20 protein-coding genes are annotated in these 19108 nt (G+C 41.0%); 11 read left to right on the top strand and 9 right to left on the bottom strand.

Features of this window, described 5'->3' with window-relative positions:
- The first annotated feature begins 1 nt into the window (after window position 1).
- A complete protein-coding gene (locus AC6JA8_RS02155) occupies window positions 2–1213 on the top strand; it encodes a helix-turn-helix domain-containing protein (RefSeq protein WP_497975564.1) in 1212 nt (403 codons plus the stop codon).
- Window position 1214: 1 nt separating this feature from the next.
- Here AC6JA8_RS02155 and AC6JA8_RS02150 read toward each other — a convergent pair whose 3' ends face one another.
- Window positions 1215–2390, bottom strand: coding sequence for an LptF/LptG family permease (locus AC6JA8_RS02150; RefSeq protein ID WP_497975563.1), 1176 nt, complete (start codon window positions 2388–2390; stop codon window positions 1215–1217).
- A gap of 61 nt (window positions 2391–2451) precedes the next feature.
- Here AC6JA8_RS02150 and AC6JA8_RS02145 point away from each other — a divergent pair, with 61 nt between their 5' ends.
- Both AC6JA8_RS02145 and AC6JA8_RS02140 read left to right on the top strand, forming a co-directional pair.
- Window positions 2452–4002, top strand: a complete 1551-nt coding sequence (locus AC6JA8_RS02145; protein WP_497975562.1) for a leucyl aminopeptidase family protein — start codon at window positions 2452–2454, stop codon at window positions 4000–4002.
- Window positions 4002–4472, top strand: coding sequence for a tRNA (cytidine(34)-2'-O)-methyltransferase (locus tag AC6JA8_RS02140; RefSeq protein WP_497975561.1), 471 nt, complete (start codon window positions 4002–4004; stop codon window positions 4470–4472). The genes AC6JA8_RS02145 and AC6JA8_RS02140 overlap by 1 nt, the downstream gene beginning before the upstream one ends.
- Before the next feature lie 43 nt (window positions 4473–4515).
- On the opposite strand, the gene AC6JA8_RS02135 is transcribed toward AC6JA8_RS02140, so the two are convergent.
- The 5 genes from AC6JA8_RS02135 to AC6JA8_RS02115 form a co-directional block, all read right to left on the bottom strand.
- On the bottom strand, window positions 4516–5385 hold the full coding sequence (locus AC6JA8_RS02135; RefSeq protein WP_497975560.1) for a trypsin-like peptidase domain-containing protein: 870 nt from the start codon (window positions 5383–5385) through the stop codon (window positions 4516–4518).
- Between the two features lie 155 nt (window positions 5386–5540).
- Complete coding sequence (locus AC6JA8_RS02130) at window positions 5541–6911, bottom strand: PopA family porin-like outer membrane protein (RefSeq protein WP_497975559.1); 1371 nt, start codon at window positions 6909–6911, stop codon at window positions 5541–5543.
- Between the two features lie 90 nt (window positions 6912–7001).
- Entirely contained in the window at window positions 7002–8072 is a 1071-nt protein-coding gene (locus AC6JA8_RS02125; RefSeq protein WP_497975558.1) for a PopA family porin-like outer membrane protein, read from the bottom strand.
- A 103-nt stretch (window positions 8073–8175) separates the two neighbouring features.
- Window positions 8176–9315: a hypothetical protein gene (locus AC6JA8_RS02120; RefSeq protein WP_497975557.1), complete on the bottom strand. Its 1140-nt coding sequence runs from the start codon at window positions 9313–9315 to the stop codon at window positions 8176–8178.
- A gap of 139 nt (window positions 9316–9454) precedes the next feature.
- Complete coding sequence (locus AC6JA8_RS02115) at window positions 9455–11032, bottom strand: lytic transglycosylase domain-containing protein (protein WP_497975556.1); 1578 nt, start codon at window positions 11030–11032, stop codon at window positions 9455–9457.
- Between the two features lie 150 nt (window positions 11033–11182).
- On the opposite strand from AC6JA8_RS02115, the gene AC6JA8_RS02110 reads away from it, so the two are divergent.
- Window positions 11183–11722: a hypothetical protein gene (locus AC6JA8_RS02110; RefSeq protein WP_497975555.1), complete on the top strand. Its 540-nt coding sequence runs from the start codon at window positions 11183–11185 to the stop codon at window positions 11720–11722.
- Here AC6JA8_RS02110 and lgt read toward each other — a convergent pair.
- Together lgt and AC6JA8_RS02100 are read right to left on the bottom strand one after the other, a co-directional pair.
- The gene (gene lgt, locus AC6JA8_RS02105) at window positions 11712–12506 is read right to left on the bottom strand and encodes a prolipoprotein diacylglyceryl transferase (RefSeq protein WP_497975554.1); all 795 of its coding nucleotides are present in this window, start codon (window positions 12504–12506) and stop codon (window positions 11712–11714) included. The genes AC6JA8_RS02110 and lgt overlap by 11 nt on opposite strands.
- Before the next feature lie 50 nt (window positions 12507–12556).
- Complete coding sequence (locus AC6JA8_RS02100) at window positions 12557–13369, bottom strand: hypothetical protein (protein ID WP_497975553.1); 813 nt, start codon at window positions 13367–13369, stop codon at window positions 12557–12559.
- 207 nt (window positions 13370–13576) lie between these two features.
- On the opposite strand from AC6JA8_RS02100, the gene rplU reads away from it, so the two are divergent.
- The 5 genes from rplU (at window position 13577) to AC6JA8_RS02075 (ending at window position 16315) form a co-directional block, all read left to right on the top strand.
- Window positions 13577–13942, top strand: coding sequence for a 50S ribosomal protein L21 (gene rplU / locus AC6JA8_RS02095; RefSeq protein ID WP_102242212.1), 366 nt, complete (start codon window positions 13577–13579; stop codon window positions 13940–13942).
- A gap of 28 nt (window positions 13943–13970) precedes the next feature.
- On the top strand, window positions 13971–14225 hold the full coding sequence (rpmA, locus tag AC6JA8_RS02090) for a 50S ribosomal protein L27 (protein WP_491633861.1): 255 nt from the start codon (window positions 13971–13973) through the stop codon (window positions 14223–14225).
- An 84-nt stretch (window positions 14226–14309) separates the two neighbouring features.
- Window positions 14310–15374, top strand: a complete 1065-nt coding sequence (gene obgE / locus AC6JA8_RS02085) for a GTPase ObgE (RefSeq protein WP_497975552.1) — start codon at window positions 14310–14312, stop codon at window positions 15372–15374.
- Window positions 15375–15376: 2 nt separating this feature from the next.
- Window positions 15377–15847 carry a ribosome silencing factor gene (gene rsfS, locus AC6JA8_RS02080; protein WP_142410160.1) on the top strand — a complete coding sequence of 157 codons (471 nt, stop codon included), beginning with the start codon at window positions 15377–15379 and terminating at the stop codon, window positions 15845–15847.
- 12 nt (window positions 15848–15859) lie between these two features.
- On the top strand, window positions 15860–16315 hold the full coding sequence (locus AC6JA8_RS02075) for a 23S rRNA (pseudouridine(1915)-N(3))-methyltransferase RlmH (protein WP_142410161.1): 456 nt from the start codon (window positions 15860–15862) through the stop codon (window positions 16313–16315).
- Here AC6JA8_RS02075 and AC6JA8_RS02070 read toward each other — a convergent pair whose 3' ends face one another.
- Window positions 16316–16696 carry a hypothetical protein gene (locus AC6JA8_RS02070; RefSeq protein ID WP_497975551.1) on the bottom strand — a complete coding sequence of 127 codons (381 nt, stop codon included), beginning with the start codon at window positions 16694–16696 and terminating at the stop codon, window positions 16316–16318.
- Window positions 16697–16752: 56 nt separating this feature from the next.
- On the opposite strand from AC6JA8_RS02070, the gene AC6JA8_RS02065 reads away from it, so the two are divergent.
- Together AC6JA8_RS02065 and AC6JA8_RS02060 are read left to right on the top strand one after the other, a co-directional pair.
- A complete protein-coding gene (locus AC6JA8_RS02065; RefSeq protein ID WP_102242206.1) occupies window positions 16753–16983 on the top strand; it encodes a heavy-metal-associated domain-containing protein in 231 nt (76 codons plus the stop codon).
- Window positions 16970–19108 (top strand): heavy metal translocating P-type ATPase, encoded by a 2139-nt coding sequence (locus AC6JA8_RS02060; protein ID WP_497975550.1) that lies wholly within the window; start codon window positions 16970–16972, stop codon window positions 19106–19108. Before AC6JA8_RS02065 ends, AC6JA8_RS02060 begins: the two co-directional genes overlap by 14 nt.

Raw genomic sequence — 19108 nt, 5'->3', positions numbered from 1 at the left:
TATGACGGAAGAAAACAATACACCTGAAAATGAAATTGAAACAACGCCAGTGCAAGAAACACCTGTACACGTTGAACCAAAACTAACGATCGGACAACTGATCAGAAAAAGCAGAGAAGATAAAGGACTTAGTTTAAAAGTCATCTCTCAACAAACGAAAATCCACATTGGATTACTGGAAAGCCTGGAAGCTGACGAATTTGAAAAACTTCCAAGCAAAGCTTATGTTCGCGGTTTCGTAAAATCGACGTCAAAAATCCTGGGCATCAATCAAGAGATGGCCCTTGAGCTTCTTGATACAGCTTACGCAAAAAGTGCTCCTCAAATGCACCACCCAGTTCCCAACCAGGAAATGAAAACGGAAGCTGCAAGAAACACTCTTTCGGCCATCACGACAACTCCACTGGAAACAGTAAAATCAGTAACAGCTTCTTCAACAGTTTTTCTAGCGAAGTCAGCAGTCGTTATCCTGATTGTGGGGATTATTGGATTTAATGTTAAAAACTTCATGGAAAAATCTTCTGAAGAATCAGAAGTAAAACTTCCTGAAGTTCTCTCTACTCTTCATAAGAAAAAAGCACCAGCACCTAAGCCGGTTGCGAAAGTTGAACCAGTTGAGCCTAAAAAAGAAGAGCCAATTCAGGTTAACTTAATTCAGGATAAAAACCCAAAACCAGCTGAAGTGACTGTTAACGATATCAATCTTTCAACGATTTCTATTGCTGAAAAACAGTTCGCTGAAGAAAAAATGGAAAAGGAACAATACGACGAACTTCTTCCAGCAAAGTACCGTATTCAACCAACAAAAGGTCAGGAAACTGTCTTTATCAATGCTAGCGAAGGCGACTCGTGGCTGACGTACAAAGTTGATGACAAAGAAATTAAAAAGTTTGTTTTACGCCAGGGAAGAACTCTTTTTCTAAGAGGTTCTTTAATTCGCCTGTTTGTTGGAAACACTCGCTCACTAAAAGTTTTCTACAATAACAAACCTGTGAATCTAACGGCCGGAGCAAAAGGCGGCGTAAAGAACATCGTTCTTCCAGAAGAAATGAAAACGAAGTACATGGCACCACTCTTTGTTTTCCAGGATGATGGTTCTGTTTTAACGAGTGATGAATACTTAAAAGTTAATCAGAAGAAAACGCCAACTCCTCCACCGGCACCAGCGGCGGAAGCTCCAAGAACAGATGGACGCAAAGTTAATAATATCTAACTTATCCGACCCAATCTAATTTTCGATAATAATAAAAAGAAATACACAACAAGAGGACACTAGGTGAAAAGCTCGCAAGAGCAGCACCTATTGCTCCTCTTTGTGCCAAACTGATCAAAAAGAAATAAAGACCATAGTAACCAAGAAGAAAGACAATTGCACGGATAGTGTTCCCACTTCCTCCGCCTCTTCCTTTCTTAATTCCTAAAGTAAAACCTAAAAGCACAAAGAGAATGATTTGCGGAAGAGTGATGAAGCGTCCGTAGTATTCGATTTGAGATTTTACAATCGACTTTTTGGCCTCTTTTCTAATCTTCGTATCATCTTCATTTTTGGCCGGAGTCTGCATCAGATAGTTGTACTCTCTGAGCCTATTCTCGATAGTCTTATACAACTCTTTATTAGTCTTCATACTATCTTTGTCTAAACTGCTCGAGACAAAATCAGCATTAAAAATTGGAAAATCATACTGCTCAAAAAGCACCTTCTCTACCTGATCCCCATCACCATTGATCTTGGTAATGTTACCGTCTCTCAGGTGAAGCCTTAAACTAGGGGCCTGTTGTTCATCGGCATAAAGCTTTACCAGCGAGCCCTTTTTAGCAAAGATGATTCTCTGCTCTGCCCCCGACTTATCTTTTAAGTGGAGAAAGACCTCATCAAAATTGTCTCCATTCTCTGACACATCCTCAGCAAATAGCGTTGCGTTTGGAATGTCGGTAAAGAATTGTCCTGATTTAATACTGGTCAGCATCCCCGTTGATGTCAGACGTAAGATGGTGTTCTTAAAGTTAGCGTTGGCCTTAGGAATATAAACACTATTAAGTGAGAAAATCATTCCTCCAATAAGTAAACTAACCAAAAGGAAAGGAAGATAAATCTTAAACTTTGTGATCCCAAACGAGCGCATAGCAATGATCTCAGAGTCTTCGCTGAGCTTGTTCAACGTATAGATAGTCGCAAAAAATACGGCCAATGGTGTCGCAAGAGGAAAAAACGAGACACTTAAATTAGAGACCATCCCTAGGACTGTTCCGATTTCAACTCCCTTGTTCACGATAAGCGAGATGATCCTAAACATGTAGAAGGTAATGAGGAACGCCACGAAGAACACAAAGCCTATGGCGAACGGAGGGATAAAATTTGCTGCTAAATACCTAGTGGTTACTTTTAACATAGACTGTGCTATTTTAGCCTGAATACTTTTTTTTAAACATCAAAAACATAGGAATGTACCGATGAAAATTAATTTAAGCTTCGCACCAACATCCGCTGAACTCAATGTTTATTCTTGTTTTAACAAGACACAGGAAGAAAAAGCGGCAAAAACAACAAAAACCTCTAAAAAAGCTCCAGCATCTAAAGGAAAAGCTGAAAAAGTCCTGGTTCACTCTCACTGGCCAGAAGAAGTTACTGAAGCTTTCGAGCACGCAGTAGCAAGCAAGCACTACAAAGGTGACGTTGGAGAAACATTTGCTCTAACTCTAGTAAACGGACAAAGCGCAATCATTCTTGGTCTTGGCGATAAGAACAAAGTAACTAAAGAAACTCTAAGACGCCAAATCGCGCATATCTACAAAGCAGTGTCTGGAAGATATGAAGACATGAACCTTCACCTTGATGGGTTCCTTCTAAAAGGTGAACAAGAAGAATCACTGGCTGCAATCGTTGAATCTCTTCACATGACTTCTTACGTTTTCGACCGCCACCTTTCAGCTAAGAAAACAGCTAAGCTTCAAACTATCAATCTGGTTACAAGCGAAAAGAAAACAGCTCAGAAGAAATTCGAAGCTGCTATCGCTGAAGCTTCTAAAATTGGTGAGTCTATCACTGTAGCTAAAAACTTCGTTAACGAAGCACCAAACATTCTTAACTCTGAAACATACGCAAAAGAAATCGAAAAAGATGCTAAGTCACTTAAGAACGTAAAAGTAAAAGTTCTTGGTGTTCCAGAGCTTAAGAAAGAAAACATGAACATGTTCCTTTCTGTAAACGCTGGTTCAGCTTATGGAGCTCGCCTTGTTCACTTAACTTACACTCCGAAAAAAGCGACATCAAAAACTCGTCACATCGCTCTTGTAGGGAAAGGATTAACTTTCGATACAGGTGGATACTCATTAAAGCCAGGTGCTTCAATGATGAATATGAAATTCGACATGGCAGGATCTGCAACAGTATACGCTGCTTTCAGAGCTGCAGTTCTACTAGAGCTTCCAGTAAAAATTTCTTGTTACCTTGGTATGACAGATAACGCTGTTAACGAAAAAGCAACTATGCCAGATTCAATCGTTAAAGCTCGCAACGGAAAAACTGTTGAAATCCTAAACACGGATGCTGAAGGACGTTTAGTTCTTGGTGACGTTGTTAACTATGCTTGTGATGACAAACCAGATGCACTTATCGACGCTGCTACTTTAACTGGAGCTATCCTTGTAGCTTTAGGAAACGAAGTTTGCGGTCTATTCTCAAATGACCAAAAACTTGCTGACGCTCTTTTAAAATCAGCGAAGAACTCTGATGAATATATGTGGCAACTACCAATCATCGACGAACACAAAAATGATATGAAGTCAGTTGTAGCCGACCTTAAGAACATCGGTGGAGCAAGTTTCGGTGGATCTGCTAAAGGTGCTGCGTTCATTGAAGCTTTCATTGAACCAGGTATCTCATGGGCCCACTTAGATATCGCAGGTATCGGTGACTCTCAAGGACACCTTCCATACTGTTCAGCAAAAGGAGCTTCAGGTCTTGTGATCAGAACTCTTGTTGATTACCTTAAAAAGCAATAATGTCTAAGTTTAAGATCGTATTAGTTGCGCCTGAAATTCCCGGAAACACCGGGAGTATCGGGCGCACTACGGTCGCTCTCGACCTCGAACTCATTCTCATTAAACCACTCGCTTTCGATATCGATGAAAAGGCCGTCAGACGCGCAGGCCTTGATTACTGGAAGTACGTTAAGCTTAAAGTGTATGAGAATTGGGAAGAGTTCATGGAAAAAGAGCAGCCTAGCGCTGATAAGATGTTTCTCTTCTCTCGTTTTGCCACTAAACCTATTTTTGATTTTAAGATCACTAAAGACAGCTATCTTATTTTCGGGTCAGAAACCAAAGGTCTTCCGGCCGAAGTTAAAGACGCCTTCACCTCTCAATTGGTCACCCTGCCAATGAATTCTGAGCACATCAGGTCTCTCAACCTTGCCAATGCCGCCACGGCCGCAGCTTACGAAGCCCTAAGACAAATTGATTTCGTAAAATAAAAAAGGCCGGAACTCAGTCCGGCCTTATGAAGTTTTCTTTAAATTAGCTTCTTGGTTTTGGAAGTAAACACCCTGGAACACTCAGGTCGATGTTGAAATCCGGGCGAAGGCAGCTATAAATATTATAAGTCTGCTGTCCGTACTTTTTGTCGCGAAGAACAGTGATTGTTCCTTGCTCATTGATTTCACAAGGATTGTTCATTGTACACTTCTTCCCGCTTTCGTTAGCTGTGTTGTTGATAGCGATAACTGAACGAGTTCCACGAGAGATGATTGGAGAACCTGAAGTTCCACCAACAGTCGCACATCCATCCGTGTAGCGAATTGAGTCCTTAAATGTGTACCCTTCTTCTTTTAAGTTGAAAATGAAAGCGTCGATAGCACAGCTGTATCCACGTTCCCAGTACCCAGAAACGATATCAATATTCGTTCCTTCAAACGGTCTCACTGTATCCAGGCTAAATGGCTCAATTTTATATTTAGACATGATTGAATCGTATGATTCAGAAAGCTCATAAAGAGCAATATCAGTATCAGTCATTGTTCCGTAAAGCACGCGAGTTGCCTTAACAGGGAAAGTCTTCATATCTTTGTTGAAGATCTTCATATCACGAGAAATAGTTTTGTTATAAATCACTTCACCTGGTTTCATCATTCCACCAAAGACTCCAGCAGAATAACAGTGACCATTTGTTAAAACGACGGCCTTAGAAGATGTCGGTTGTCCCTGGAATCTGATTAAAGATCCTGAACAGTTGTTAAGCTTAATGATTCCTTCGAAATCATAAGTCTCAGCTTGAGTTGATTTTTCTGAATGTTCAATTGTTGTCTTTAGAGCATCAAAGGGAGCTGTAGGAAAAGCAAAAGCAGATTGAGCAAGAGCGAACGTTGCCAGCGTTAATAGAAACTTCATAAAACCATCCTTGGATTATATTTCTTGTGAAGTTAATCATAGGATTGTTGATCTGACTTTGTAATCCAACAAAATATCTCTTTTGGCGCTTAAAATAAAAAAAGCCGGGCGTTAACCCGGCTTTTTTATTATGAATCAATTCATTTAATTCAGAATTAGAACTTGTAAGTAACAGCAACACTTGTTTCTAGGTTTTCAAGTGAAAGGATACCAACCTTTGGTGCATTAGAATCTGTTGCAGATTTTGTCTGAGCTCCAGTTCCGTTAGTTGCACTGATTAGACCATCAACTGAAATTTGTCCAAATGATAGAGTTGCTCCAGCGTTTACCTGAGTAGAGTTCGCAAGAGTCTTCTTTCCTGATCCACCGTAGATTTTAGAAATTAGGTTACTTGCAACTTTATTTAAACGAGTTCCGCCTGCAGCGTAGTTATCCACGTTTTTGTTGTCTTGTTGACCCCAAATGTTTTGAACTACTGATCCGCGAAGAACTAGCCAATCTGTTGCTTGAGCTTCATATCCAATTGTTAATGGAAGAGCGATGTGACGGATTTCACCTTTGTTTGAAAACTTCAAGTTGATATCTGTTTTCTTAGCTGCAAAAGAGTAGAAAAGTTTATCAGTTGTGTTTACATCTGTGTGAGATCCCCATCCAAGATAGTAAGAAGTGAAATCACCTTTTACAGTTCCTTGTTGTCCACCAATGTTTGCTTGTTGAGTAGCATTGTAACCAAAGCTATCTTTTTGCTCCCATCCGTAGTGCTTCACGTATCCGAAAGCTCTATTGTTTCCTGAGAATACGTATGAACCACCAACTTGAAGACCAAGTTTTCCTTCGAATTCTTGAGTAACAGCAGTTGAACCGATACCAAGAGCTGCTGCTGCAATAGTATCTGTTGCTTCTGCTTTACTTGCCAGAGATACGTTTAAGTGAGCATCCCATCCAGAACCAATCACACCACCACGTAGAGCGATCGCTGAATCTTTTGCTTTTCTTGCATCATCTTTTCCGAAAGCTACAGTTGGGTTAACGGCCCACTTAAGATCGCTTCCACCACCGAAGAATAAATCAACTTGGTTATCAGCTGTCTGAAGCATTTTTGATTGAGGTGAAGTAGCTGCCCCTGTGTATGCGTTCATTGCTGAAGCTGCAGAAGTACCAGCAACTCTTAAAAGAGATGAAGTGTTTGACTCGTTTCCGAAGTATAGACCGTAAACGAAATCACCGTATGTCTTAAAAACCCCACCTTGAGCTTTTGGGCTTGAAGTGTTGTTGTTAAGAGTTGCTACTGAAGTTGTAGCTCCAGCTCTTGCGTTTAGACCAGTATCTCCCCACTCAAATACAGCGTGGTTAGAGTAAAGGTTAATGTAAGCTGGGTTTAGGAACATATTACGAGCGTCTGAAACGTGGTACATACCTTCGTTGTCAGTTTCGTTCATACCTAAAGCTAGAAGTCTAGCTTGAGAAGCCATAGCCGATGTTGAAATAAGTGATAGAGCACTTACGATTAATAATGATTTTTTCATTGCAGGATTCCCCTTTAAGCAAATTTGTCTAGTTTAAAAATACTTAAAAAAAAGGCCCACCGGAGTGGGCCCATTGAATTCAGTTAAGAATTAGAAGTTGTAAGTTACACCAACTCTAGTAAGAAGGTTAGATGTTGAAAGAACACCTTTCTTCCCGTTAGCTCCTGTTCCGTCAGTTGTTCCAACTAGACCGTCAACAGCAAGTTTTCCGAAGTTAAGAGTAGCACCACCGTTTACAGTAGTTGAGTTAGCATCAGTTGATTTAACAGATCCGTTCTTTCTGTTGTTTAGAAGAACGTATTGTCCTACTGATCCACGAAGAGTTAACCATGAAGTTGCGTCAGCTTCGAATCCGAAAGTTACAGGTAGACCCATGAACTTATCTTTAGTAGTTGTTTTTTCTTGTGTGTAAACAAAAGAAGCGTCAGCTAGAACTCTAGCAGTTGGGTTGATTTCCCAAATACGTCCAGCACCAACTCTGATATCAGTTGTTTTTGTAGATGTAGTTGTTCCAGAAACTTTTTCTTCTACTTTTCCGTTAGAGAATTCACCGAAGAAAGTGTATCCAGACCAGTCATATGATCCACCGATTGTGAAAGATGGCTTTTGGTTCCACTCGTCACCAGCAGCAGCTCCACCTTCTGATTTGTCAGAGATGTCAACGTTAGCGTACCCTTCAGCAGCTCCCATTACCATACCAAGACCTACACCGTAAGCAGAGTTTTTCTTCTTAACAGTTCCTGTATCGTCTTTTCCAGATGCATAGTGAAGACGAGCTCCCCATTGCATACCAGCGTCACCACCTAAGAATAGGTCAAGAGCGTTGTCTTGAGCCATATAGTTAGTTGTTCTAGTTGTATCGTTCTCACCATCGTTTCCTAGGTATAGACCGTAAGCTAGAGATCCAGCGTCTTTAAAGAATCCACCTTCAGCTCTTGGAGCAGTAGATGAATCAGCGTTAACATTGTCACCCCATTCAGTTACTACGAAATTTTTGTGCGTGTTGATTGTAGCTGCGTTTCTGAAAACGTTAGCTTTGTCTGAAACGTAAAGGTTTGCAGCTCCATCGTTCCCGCCTAAAGCTGCTAATCTAGCTTTAGATGCAAATGCGTTTGTAGATAGTAGTGCAAGACCTGCAATTACTAATGCGCTCTTTTTCATTCAATCTTCTCCTTGAAGTTAAACTAAGTATGTTAATACTTGTCCTAATAAATCACGTCTTTCATTAAATGTTGTGAGCAGTCGATTCTTTTGTCAACATACCCTAGTCAAATTTTTTCGTATGGTTAGACTGAATAACAAGGGCGCGCATCACCCCATTTAGATCTTTCTTGGAATATTCGAACGTATAATTAGCACACTGCTCGCTAGTAACCGGAGCATTGATCCCAATGAAAAAGAGATTTTTCATTTCGTTTTTGCCGGCTTCTAAACTTTTAAGAAAAAGCTCGTCGTCAATTTTAAGACACCCAATTTCTTGCTCCAATGCGATGTATTCATGACTTTTAATTTTTAAAAAATTATCAAAAATCTTCTCCATATTCTTTTTTAAAAGACGAATTATTCTTGAAACGTCTTCTTCCGACATCAAATGGTCTTCCATAAAGTGCATGAATTCGATTTCCTGCCCATCTTTAGAGGCCCTAAACTCTCCTACAAAATGCCCCCAATCATGGGTATAGCTTAGAGGGATAAAAAGCGTCTCTTTCATGTCTGAAAGTGGTGTTTTATCGAAGACAAATTTCACAAAGAGGGCCGAAGAAGTCTTAGTGGTTTCACAGAACTCCATAAAGCTGTCAGAGAATTCGCTCTTTTCAGAATAGAACTCCATATAATGATAAGGAGAAAGTCCAAAATAAAGAAACTCGCAGTGAAATTCAGTTCCGTTGATACATTCAACGACGAATCCTTCGTTTTCCCTTTTAATAGACTTGATTTTTACCTGGTAAGCTTCCTTATTGATCCCTTCCAGATACTCATCAGAATGAGGGATGTTTTTAAAGATTTGTTCATAGTCCGGAGTGATTTGTCCGCCTGTATAGAACTCTTCATCGTACTTCAGGACTTCAGACTTACTTCTTCCACCAAAACTCTTCCACGTCATATCTTTATAGAAGAGAGCATTCTCCATCGTTTCGGTACGGGCGATATCCGGAAATGTCTCGTTAAAGAATCTCTTATTCACTTCTCCGCGGATTGTACTTGGCCCCTTTGGCAGAAGATCCGAACGCAAAACAGCGTCCTGAGAAAGCAGGCGTACCTTGTCATCTCCATGGGCTTTTTTCAGATCGTTATATAAGGAAAGAGCGAAGATATCTTTTCCAACCACTAGGTATGGAGTTGTGATGCTTTCTTTTTCAACAACCGCAATTTTCTTAAGTTTATGAAGATCTTTAAAGGCCATAGATATTTCCTTGAGAAGGGCACTCGGGAATTATTTTAAAAACAAAGTGTACTTCAAAGAAAATAAGACTGGGAAGAGGTTTTAAAACGAAAAATGGCCCCAGAGGGGCCATTTTTATAAGAGAAAAATTTTATTTAGATTACTTGATAACTAATTTTACGCCTGCATTAACTTTTTTCGATTTTTTGCTAAGGACGTCTCCGTTCGACGCTATTAACCGCTTCACTGATATTCCGTGTTTTTGTGCTACGGTGAACAGTGTTTCTCCCTTTTTTACGGTGTAATAGCGCATAGGCTTTTTTCTAGCTGCATACCTCTTTGCTCTGTAAGCACGGCTGTTCTTTTTCAAAACTTCACGGCGAGGTTTTTCAAATAAGTCAGCGTAAAGGTTATTCGATGGGCTTACCAACTCTCCATCTCTAAATGGAAGTTTAACCACATCACCCGGCTGGAAACGAGCGCCTTCTGAAACATTGTTCAGGCTGGCAATTACATAGTCTTTTCTAATTTTAAATTTCTTTGAAATCTGAGCAAGAGTCATGCTCTTCTTCCCACCTACTACATACTGCTGGAAGTTTGTCGCAATCAGGTTTGCCTTTGCACAACATTCTGCGAATTTCTCAGCTGTGTTTGGTGGAAGTCTTAAACGGTACTCTGCAATGTTTGGTGGAGTGAACCAACGAAGAACTTCTGGGTTCAAGCGTTGCATTTCTTCGAAATCAACTCCCATTAGCTCAGAGAGTTTCACTAAGTCTGTCGCTGCTGGAACTGTGACTTCATCAAAATCCAGTGGCTCATGGAATTCAACATCATCAAATCCGAATGACTTCAGGTTTTTTCCGATGATCGCAAGGGCCATAATTTTTGGAACGTAGTTTTTCGTTTCAGCTTTTAGGTACTTTCCTTTCGTTAAGTGCCAGAAGTCCTCAGACTTGTACTTTTTAATCGCACGTCCAAGCTTCCCTTCTCCAGCGTTGTAAGCTGCAGCTGCAACTTCCCACTGTCCGAAATCATCATAAAGCTTTGTTAGGTATCTTGCCGCTGCAACAGTTGCCTTGATCGGGTCGCGGCGTTCGTCGCGGTACCAATCTTGTTCAAGACCATAAAGTCTTCCAGTGTAAGGCATGAACTGCCACGGACCAACAGCTGCCGCCCAAGATTTTGCTACGTTGTTGAATCCACTTTCGGCCATTGCTAAGAAAATAAGATCGCGAGGCAGACCGTGCTCTTCCAGGATTGCTCCTAAGATCGGCGCATATCTTCCCGCTCTTTCAGTATAACGTTCAAAGAAAGGACGTCCTCTGTTTAGGAAGTAATCCATCCATTTTTTTACCTGATCGTTGTAAACAACTGGGATATCAAAGTAATTATTTTCAAGGTTCAGTTCTTCTGCACCTTCAAGATAATAAGTTTTTCCCTTATAGTTTCCAAGACCATCCAGAGTTGAAGCTCCAGTGATCATTGACTTTGATTGAGCTTTAGCAATCTTCGCACTTTCTTCTTCGTCGATTTTCTTATCTTGCTCAGTGTAATCCGTTTTCTTCAAACGCAGGTAAGCTTCGCGGACGCTTTCAGAGGCAAAACCATCTTTCGTGGCCACATGATTAGTCGATGCTTTTTGTGTTTGAGAAGTAGATGCACATGACGTAAGGATAAGAGCGGCTACAAGAAGAGATAATTTAGAAGAGGCAGATTGAATCAGTCGGTCTTTTTTCATAAATTTATCATCCTGATGAAGTCACAATAGGTGATCCAACGCTCCTGTTGAATCGAGCACAGATACAGATAAAAGTGTAACCTTAAATCCCTCAAAAAAAAAGTTTTTTCCCGGCTAGTGCGAAAATAAAGCTCCGCTTAAAATAGTCGAATGTACAACCAGTTTACAAAATATCTTTCGCTTATGCTGTTTTTAGCAGGGATTTCGATCATAGCGAAGGCCGAAATAAAATCTCCAAACTACGATTTTAATCTGGCGGTTATTGAATCATTTTTCCCGGGTAAAGGGATTGAAGAAGCTAAAAAAGACAAAGCAATCAAGTCTGATATTTTTGAAGACAACGGCAACATTAAAATCTGGCGATTCAAGGTTAACAAAAAATCCTACATACTCGACATCTACGCTCAGGTTAAGGACGACAAGATCACCGATATGTACGTGCGCCTTCCCCAGCACTTTTCCCACGACCAGGTTTTAACAGATTTACAAAAGCGCTATAAAAAACAGGATAAATACGTCAACAAGGACATGAGCTCCCTTTACGTATGGATGAACCGCGATGGCAATAATGTCATCTATCACGGTTCGTGCTCAATAACTTGTTTCCCAATGTTTGTGGAAGTGGTGAGCACAGATAAAACCGTCACACCACTCTATCAGAAATTAAATGAAGCTTTGCCTAAATGGTAGTGTTTCTTTTCTTCGCGTAAATGCCTACGGCCACACCTACGATAATCATTAAGAAACAAAGAATCTGACCCATCGTTAAAAAACCAAAATAATACCCAAGTTGTGTATCTGGTTCGCGGTAGAATTCAACAATAAAGCGGAAGATTCCATAAAGAGCGATAAAGGCCGCAGAGATCATCCCGTACACTTTAACTTTTGATTTCATCATCCAAAGAATGATTGAAAGCACGATTCCTTCCAGGACTGCTTCATAAAGCTGTGACGGGTGTCTTGGAGCTAATCCCCCGCCATTTGGAAAGATGATCCCAACCCATGAAGTTGTCGGACGTCCGTACAACTCTCCATTGATAAAGTTCCCCATTCTTCCAAAGAATAACCCTTGAGCTCCGGCCAGCGCGATACTGTCCATAACCTCAAACCATGTCAGCTTGTTTTGTCTTCCAAAAATATATCCACCAACACATAGACCAGCGAGCGCTCCGTGGAAGCTCAATCCGCCCTTCCAGACAGCTAAAAGCTCCATCATGTGATCAGCGTAATAATCCCAGTTGTAAATGAAGACGTAAGCAAAGCGAGCACCGATAAACATACACACGATCATCGTGGTAATCAGTGAATCAATTTTTGCTTCTTCAACTTTAAAGAAATTGTCTTTGACTAATTTTTTTAACAGAACACCGGCAATGATAAAACCGACAACATACATCAATCCATACCAACGGATCTGCAAACTTCCTAGATCTAAAATGACTGGATCAAGATTGTGAACGTAATGAGAGCCCATATATTATCTCTTTTTAAAAATTGATTTTTAAGAAGGATAACTAAGACTGACTATAATGACAAATCAGTTCTCGGCCTGAAGCTCTCTTCCGGATGAATCAATCCCACTGTCATTTTCGCCAGCGTTTGAATCATTTGTCTCACAGGAACTGAAAGCCCGGTATAATCCAGGTATGAACAATGTGCTGAGATAAAACTCAACAACTCTTCATTGGTCATGCGGATGTTTCTTCCGTGAAGAGTCGGGTCGAGTCTTAACACTTTAAACTTCGGACCTAGTTTTTTAATTCCATCCAGAGAAAGAATGCGGTTTCCGACGACATCGACAAACACTGCCTCCCCTTTTGATTCAACAGATCTCTGCAAAACCATTCCATCATCCACTGTCACTCCCCACAGACCAAGAATCCCGTGGTGAACCAATGCCCAACTCAAAAAGCGGTGAATGATTGTTTTATGGGCCAGGCGCTTTGCCGAATCCTTACTTGAACCAAAATCGTGAAAAGCTCCAAACTCCCACGATTTCACCCCAAAAGAATAAACCATCAGTCCTTCATCTTTGTAGCGGTAAACTTGGTAGCCTGGTTTTGGGATCACGCTTTCTAGCCCGTAGCGGTCGCTTTCCATGGTTGAATGAATTTGACGCGCAACGGCCGGCGTGGCCTCGGTGATATTTAAACATCTCGATGCGTTATTTTTCTTCATGGTTTCCAGGGCCGCCGCTTCTTCTTTGTCCTGAAGTTTGGTAAATTTCATCAAAAGCAGGAAGTCATTTAACCCGGATTCAAACCCTTGCGGATCTACGGCGATATAAACGGGCAACCCTAAATCTTTTTGGTATTGATAAATGGCTTTTTTACTCATAACAGCATCCTCGTCGACTCCGGGGGTTTTCCCTCGGAAACTTATCCCTTTATCGGACGAGTATTCCCTTGACATTAAGGCGGTATTTGCATAAAAATCCAAGGTTCATAAATAGTGGTTAAAATTAGGGCCAACAAGTTTTATGCCTGATCAAAAAAATCAGTTATAAGCCCCTGGATTTTGCTATTTATAGTTTTAGGAGTTTTCATGTACGCAGTAGCAGAAATTGGTGGTCACCAGTACAAAGTTCAAGCAGGTGATCTAATTGACGTTGAGAAACTAGCAAAAGACGCTGGTTCACTAATTGAACTTGATCAAGTTCTTTTCATTGGTGGAGATAAGCCTCTTGTTGGTGCTCCAACAATCGGTGGTGCTAAAATTACAGCAAAAGTAATTATGCACGATCGCTCAAGAAAACTAATCGTTTTCAAGAGAAAGCCAGGTGGATACAAAAGAAAGAACGGTCACAGACAACACTTCACAGCCCTTCTGATCACTGAGATCAACGACGGGAACGGAAATGTTGCTAAGATCGATAAAGCATCTAAGAATGCTACAAAGTATTTAAAATAATTAATTAAGATTTTTTAGGAGTTATACAATGGCACACAAAAAAGCCGCCGGGTCCACAGCTAACGGTAGGGATTCAAACCCAAAAATGCGTGGAACAAAAAAATACGGTGGAGAAAACGTTATCCCAGGTAACATCATCGTAAGACAAAAAGGGACAAAACTATTTCCAGGTACTGGAGTAGGTATGGGCCGTGATTTCACAATCTACGCTCTAATCCCAGGAAAAGTTAAGTTCTCTCACTACACTAAAAATAAAAAGTTAGTTTCTGTAGTTCCAGCTTAGTTTTTTCTAGATTCATAGCAAAAAGTGTTATAAAGGGAATCCACTGGATTCCCTTTTTTTTTTGTGGTTTCCCAATAGGACAAAATGCGTTTTATAGACGAAGTACGAATTACTGCAATTTCAGGCCACGGTGGTCCAGGTGCCGTTACTTTTCGAAGAGAAAAGTCGATTCCATTTGGAGGACCAGATGGTGGTGACGGAGGCCGCGGAGGCTCGGTTATCTTTATTGCAGACGAAGGGATCAACACACTGATTGATTTCCGTGGAAAGAAAGTCTTTAAAGCTGAAGATGGTGAACCTGGTGCCGGCAGACAGTTAAACGGTGCTGACGGAGTTGACCAAATCCTTCGCGTTCCAGTCGGAACAATCGTAAGAAATGCTGAAACTGGCGCAGTTATCGCCGATTTAAAAAAACATGGTGAAGAAGTTGTTATCGCTGAAGGTGGTAACGGTGGACGCGGAAACATTAACTTTAAATCCTCTGTTAACCAGGCCCCACGTATTGCTCAGCCAGGTCTTCCTGGAGTTGAGTTAGTTCTTGATCTTGAGCTTAAGCTTCTAGCCGACCTTGCTCTTGTAGGACTTCCTAATGCTGGTAAATCGACGCTTATCTCGTCGATCTCTGCCGCAAGACCAAAAATTGCAGATTATCCTTTTACGACACTTGAACCAAACCTTGGAGTTGTCACTCTAGGCGAGAGATCATTTGTTGTCGCAGATATCCCGGGACTTATTGAAGATGCGAGCATCGGAAAAGGTCTAGGGACAAAATTCTTAAAGCATATCGAAAGAACATCAGCACTCGTTCACCTCGTGGATGTTTCATGGTGTCTTGATGAATACGAAGCCTTTGAGCAATATGTAACTGTGCGCACTGAGCTTGAAAAATACAGTGAAGACTTAGCTCTAAAGCGCGAGATCGTGTGTCTGACTAAGATCGATGCGATGACTGAAGAAGAAATTAAAAAATTCCAGGACTTCTTTGAAGAACAACTGGATAAAAAAGTATTACCAATCTCTGGGGTTTCTGGACGCAACATTGACCAGCTAAAAGCGCTTATGATCAAGTGTATCGACATGGCCAAAGCAACAGAGAAAGAAAAGCGTGGGAAAAACCTAGATGGTATCCATGCGATTGATGAGGAATAAAAATGAATCGTGATTACATTTCAAAAGAAGTTGCCGCTATTATCGAAGACAAACACTTCGAAGCTCCATTAAATGCAGCGATGGCATCAGCTTGGATTATGGGAAACTTCAAAGGTTTAAACCTTAAGGTTTTAGATCTTCGTAAAGTTTCTGGGATCGCGGACTTTTTTGTCATCGGTTCAGCGTCTAACCCTACTCAGGCAGGGGCGATGGCCGAAGAAATCTCTCACCAAATGAGACAAAATGGTTTTGAAGCTCTTTCTCGTGAAGGACTTAAGACAAACACTGACTGGATCCTTCTGGACTACGGCGATTTTATCGTTCATGTGTTCCATGAACCTTCAAGAACTGTTTACGATCTTGAACACCTATATAAAAACGCAATCGCTGTTGATATCCCTGAGTCGTACTACTTCTCTACTCCAGAAAACGAGAGAAAAGGTGGAAGCGACGACGGACGCAACTACTTCTAGTTTTTTTAGTTCATGAAAGATCTTCATCTTATTGTTGTCGGAAAATTAAACGATAAAAATATTGAAGAACTTGAACGCGATTACTTTAAGAGAATTACAGCTCCAAAACTCTTCATTCATGAAGTTAAGGCCCATTCAGAAGACCTCGTTAAAGAGGCCCGCGAAGTCATATCTAAAATTGATGATATTGCTAAAAATGAAAATCCCTACATTGTCCTTCTGATGGAAAAAGGAAAGCAATTTACGAGCGTGGATTTTTCTAAGTGGTTATCAGGAGTTTATGAAAGGCAGAGCATGGTCTTTGTTATTGGAGGAGCTTCTGGTCACGGGGAAGCGGTCATTAAAAGGGCCCATTTTAAGCTGTCTCTTTCTGAACTCACTTACCCGCACAAATTGGCAAGGCTACTTTTCGTCGAACAGATTTACCGCGCTCAAACGATCGTAGCAGGACATCCTTACAACAAGTAACTATTCAAAGCTTAATGGAAGCTTGTAAGTTGAAGCGACTGCGGCTTCACCTGCTTTACTTGAAGTAATCGTCAGCTCTTTATACATTTTTAGTTCATTGCCTTTGATATCGCATCTAAAGAACTCAGCTTCTTTAGTGCACTTTACCGGGAAGTCTTTAGCTCCCTTTAGTGACATCGTAACCTGTGACTTTGTCATGTCTACTTTCTTGAAATTAATATCTAATAGATACACCTTGGTTTCAGCTTCACTCGATACTAACTCTACGTGATAGGCCCCAGGCATTCTTACATAACCACCATTAGGTCCCGGTTTATTCATGCCATGAGCAAAGACCCCTGTTGAGAGAGTCATTAATAATGTCACAAATGCAAGTTTCATAGCGTATTCCTTTTGTTAAACTAGCTGTACTCAGTATACGACACTAAGGAGAATATGTGACAGTCAATAAATCAGTAAATTTCAAAGTTAATGGTATGCACTGTGGTGGATGCGCAAATAAAATCAAAAACAGCGTCGCTGGTCTCAATATCGAACATGACTTAAACGTTGATGTGCCAACTGGAAAGGTCAACATTAAGTACAACTCTGAAGAAACTTCTATTGCCACATTAAAAGATAGCATTGCAAAAGCGGGCTTCCAGGTGGAATCAGTTGAGCTCGAGTAATTTAAAATTTAAAATCGAAGGAATGACCTGCGCTGCTTGCTCAGGCATCATCGAAAAAGAGACGAGACTTTTAAAAGGTGTTGAGTCTGCTGAAGTTAACTTCGCTACGGAGTCAGCTGAATTTAAAACTGCTGAAGGTTTTGATCTTGAAACATTCCATGCTCTTTTAAAGAAGCTAGGCTATCGTGCGATTGATCCAAACGCTAAAAGTGAACAAAACAACGATACGATTTTTAACCGCGACTTTACCAAGGCCGCTATTGCGATCGTACTTGCTTCTATCACGATGTTTTTTGCCATGGTTGTTCCTAACAACACCATTCAAGCAGTCTTAACGACAATTCTTCTATTTGGATTTGGCTGGCCTTACATTAAGGCCGTCATTGGTTTTCATTCCAATATGAACACGCTCATTGGTTTGGGAGTTTTAAGCTCATACCTCTATAGCATGTATCTTATTTTCGCCTCACCTCACGCTCACCCCTATTTTGAAGGTGGAGCTTTCATTATCGCCTTCTCTCTCGTCGGTCACTACCTGGATGGGCTGGCCAAAACAAAAGCGAGAAACAATTTAAGCTCACTTTATAAAATGCAGATTAAGTTTGCTTCACTGGTTGTTGATGGAAAAGAAATCAACACACCTGTAGTTGATTTAAAAGTTGGCGACGTGATTCGCCTTCGTCCGGGAGAAAAATTTCCTTTGGATGGTGAAATTATCGTCGGCGAAACTCACGCTGATGAATCTATGCTTACCGGTGAATCACAGGCGATTGCCAAATCAGTTGGTTCAAAAGTTTTTGCCGGAAGTATGAACCTTGAAGGGTCTGTGACTATTAAAATCACAGCGACACTTCACAGTACTTTTATTTCTGAAATCGTTCACTTCGTTGAAAAAGCTCAGCTTAAAAAAGCTCCTATTCAACAATATGCTGACAAGATCGTTAAGATCTTCGTTCCAATTATTCTTCTGATTGCCGCTTTGACTTTTGTCGTGTGGTACTTGATGACGAAGGATTTAGGATTCTCTTTAACTCATATGATTGCTGTTTTAGTTATCGCCTGCCCTTGCGCGCTTGGGCTAGCTGTCCCAATGGCCATTATGCTTTCAACCAGTGAAGCGGCCAAAAATGGACTTTTAATTAGTGGTGGAGACATCGTTGAGAAAGGGTCTCATATTGATACGATTGTTTTTGATAAAACGGGAACACTCACAGAAGGTCGTCCTGAATTAACAGAAATTGTAGTCTTCGATACGGCCCACACAGAAGAAGCGCTACTAAAAATGGCCGCCTCTTCACTTCAGTATTCAACTCACCCACTTTCACAATCAGTGGCACACGCTGCTGTTAAAAAAGATGTTAAGCTTGCTGACCCTGATAAGTTTAAAAGTTTAACAGGACTTGGTGTTGTAGCGGAATTAAACGGCAAGAAACTCACTCTGGGAAATGCTGATCTTTTAAAACAAGAAGGTGTTGAAGGGGCCATTCCTGAGAGCTTTTATAAAGCTCACGTCGGAAGTTATGTTTTCCTTTCTATTGATCAAAAACTGGCAGCCGCTTTTGTCATCACTGATCCGATTAAAAATGAAGCGCGCGCCCTGATTTCAAACCTTCACTCACTAGGCATTAATGTGTGGATGTTAACCGGAGATCACCATGGGGTTGCTCAGAAGATCGGTAATGAATTAGGTATTACGCCTGAGTTTATCCGTGCTGGTGTTAAACCAGTTGGGAAAGCAGACTTTGTCTCTGACTTACAAACCAAAGGTCATAAAGTCGCAATGATTGGCGACGGAATTAACGACGCTCCAGCATTAGCGAAGGCCGATCTTTCAATCGCAATGAGCAATGGCTCTGACGTGGCCCTGGAGGCTTCTGAAGTGTCTTTACTCGATGGGAAGATTCTCTTAGTTGGTGATTTTTTCGCCCGCTCAAAACGCACGATGAGAATCATTAAAGAGAATTTACTGCTCTCTTCGCTTTATAACATTCTCTGCATCCCACTCGCGGCAGGTGTGTTTTATCCATGGACAAAGATGTCTCTCACTCCAATGTGGGCGAGTCTGGCCATGGGGCTTTCTAGTTTTTCGGTGATTATCAACTCGTTTAGAGTTAAAAAATTATAG

It is taken from the genome of Bacteriovorax sp. HI3, from assembly GCF_059738875.1.
This window is presented reverse-complemented; position numbering and strand designations above follow the sequence as displayed.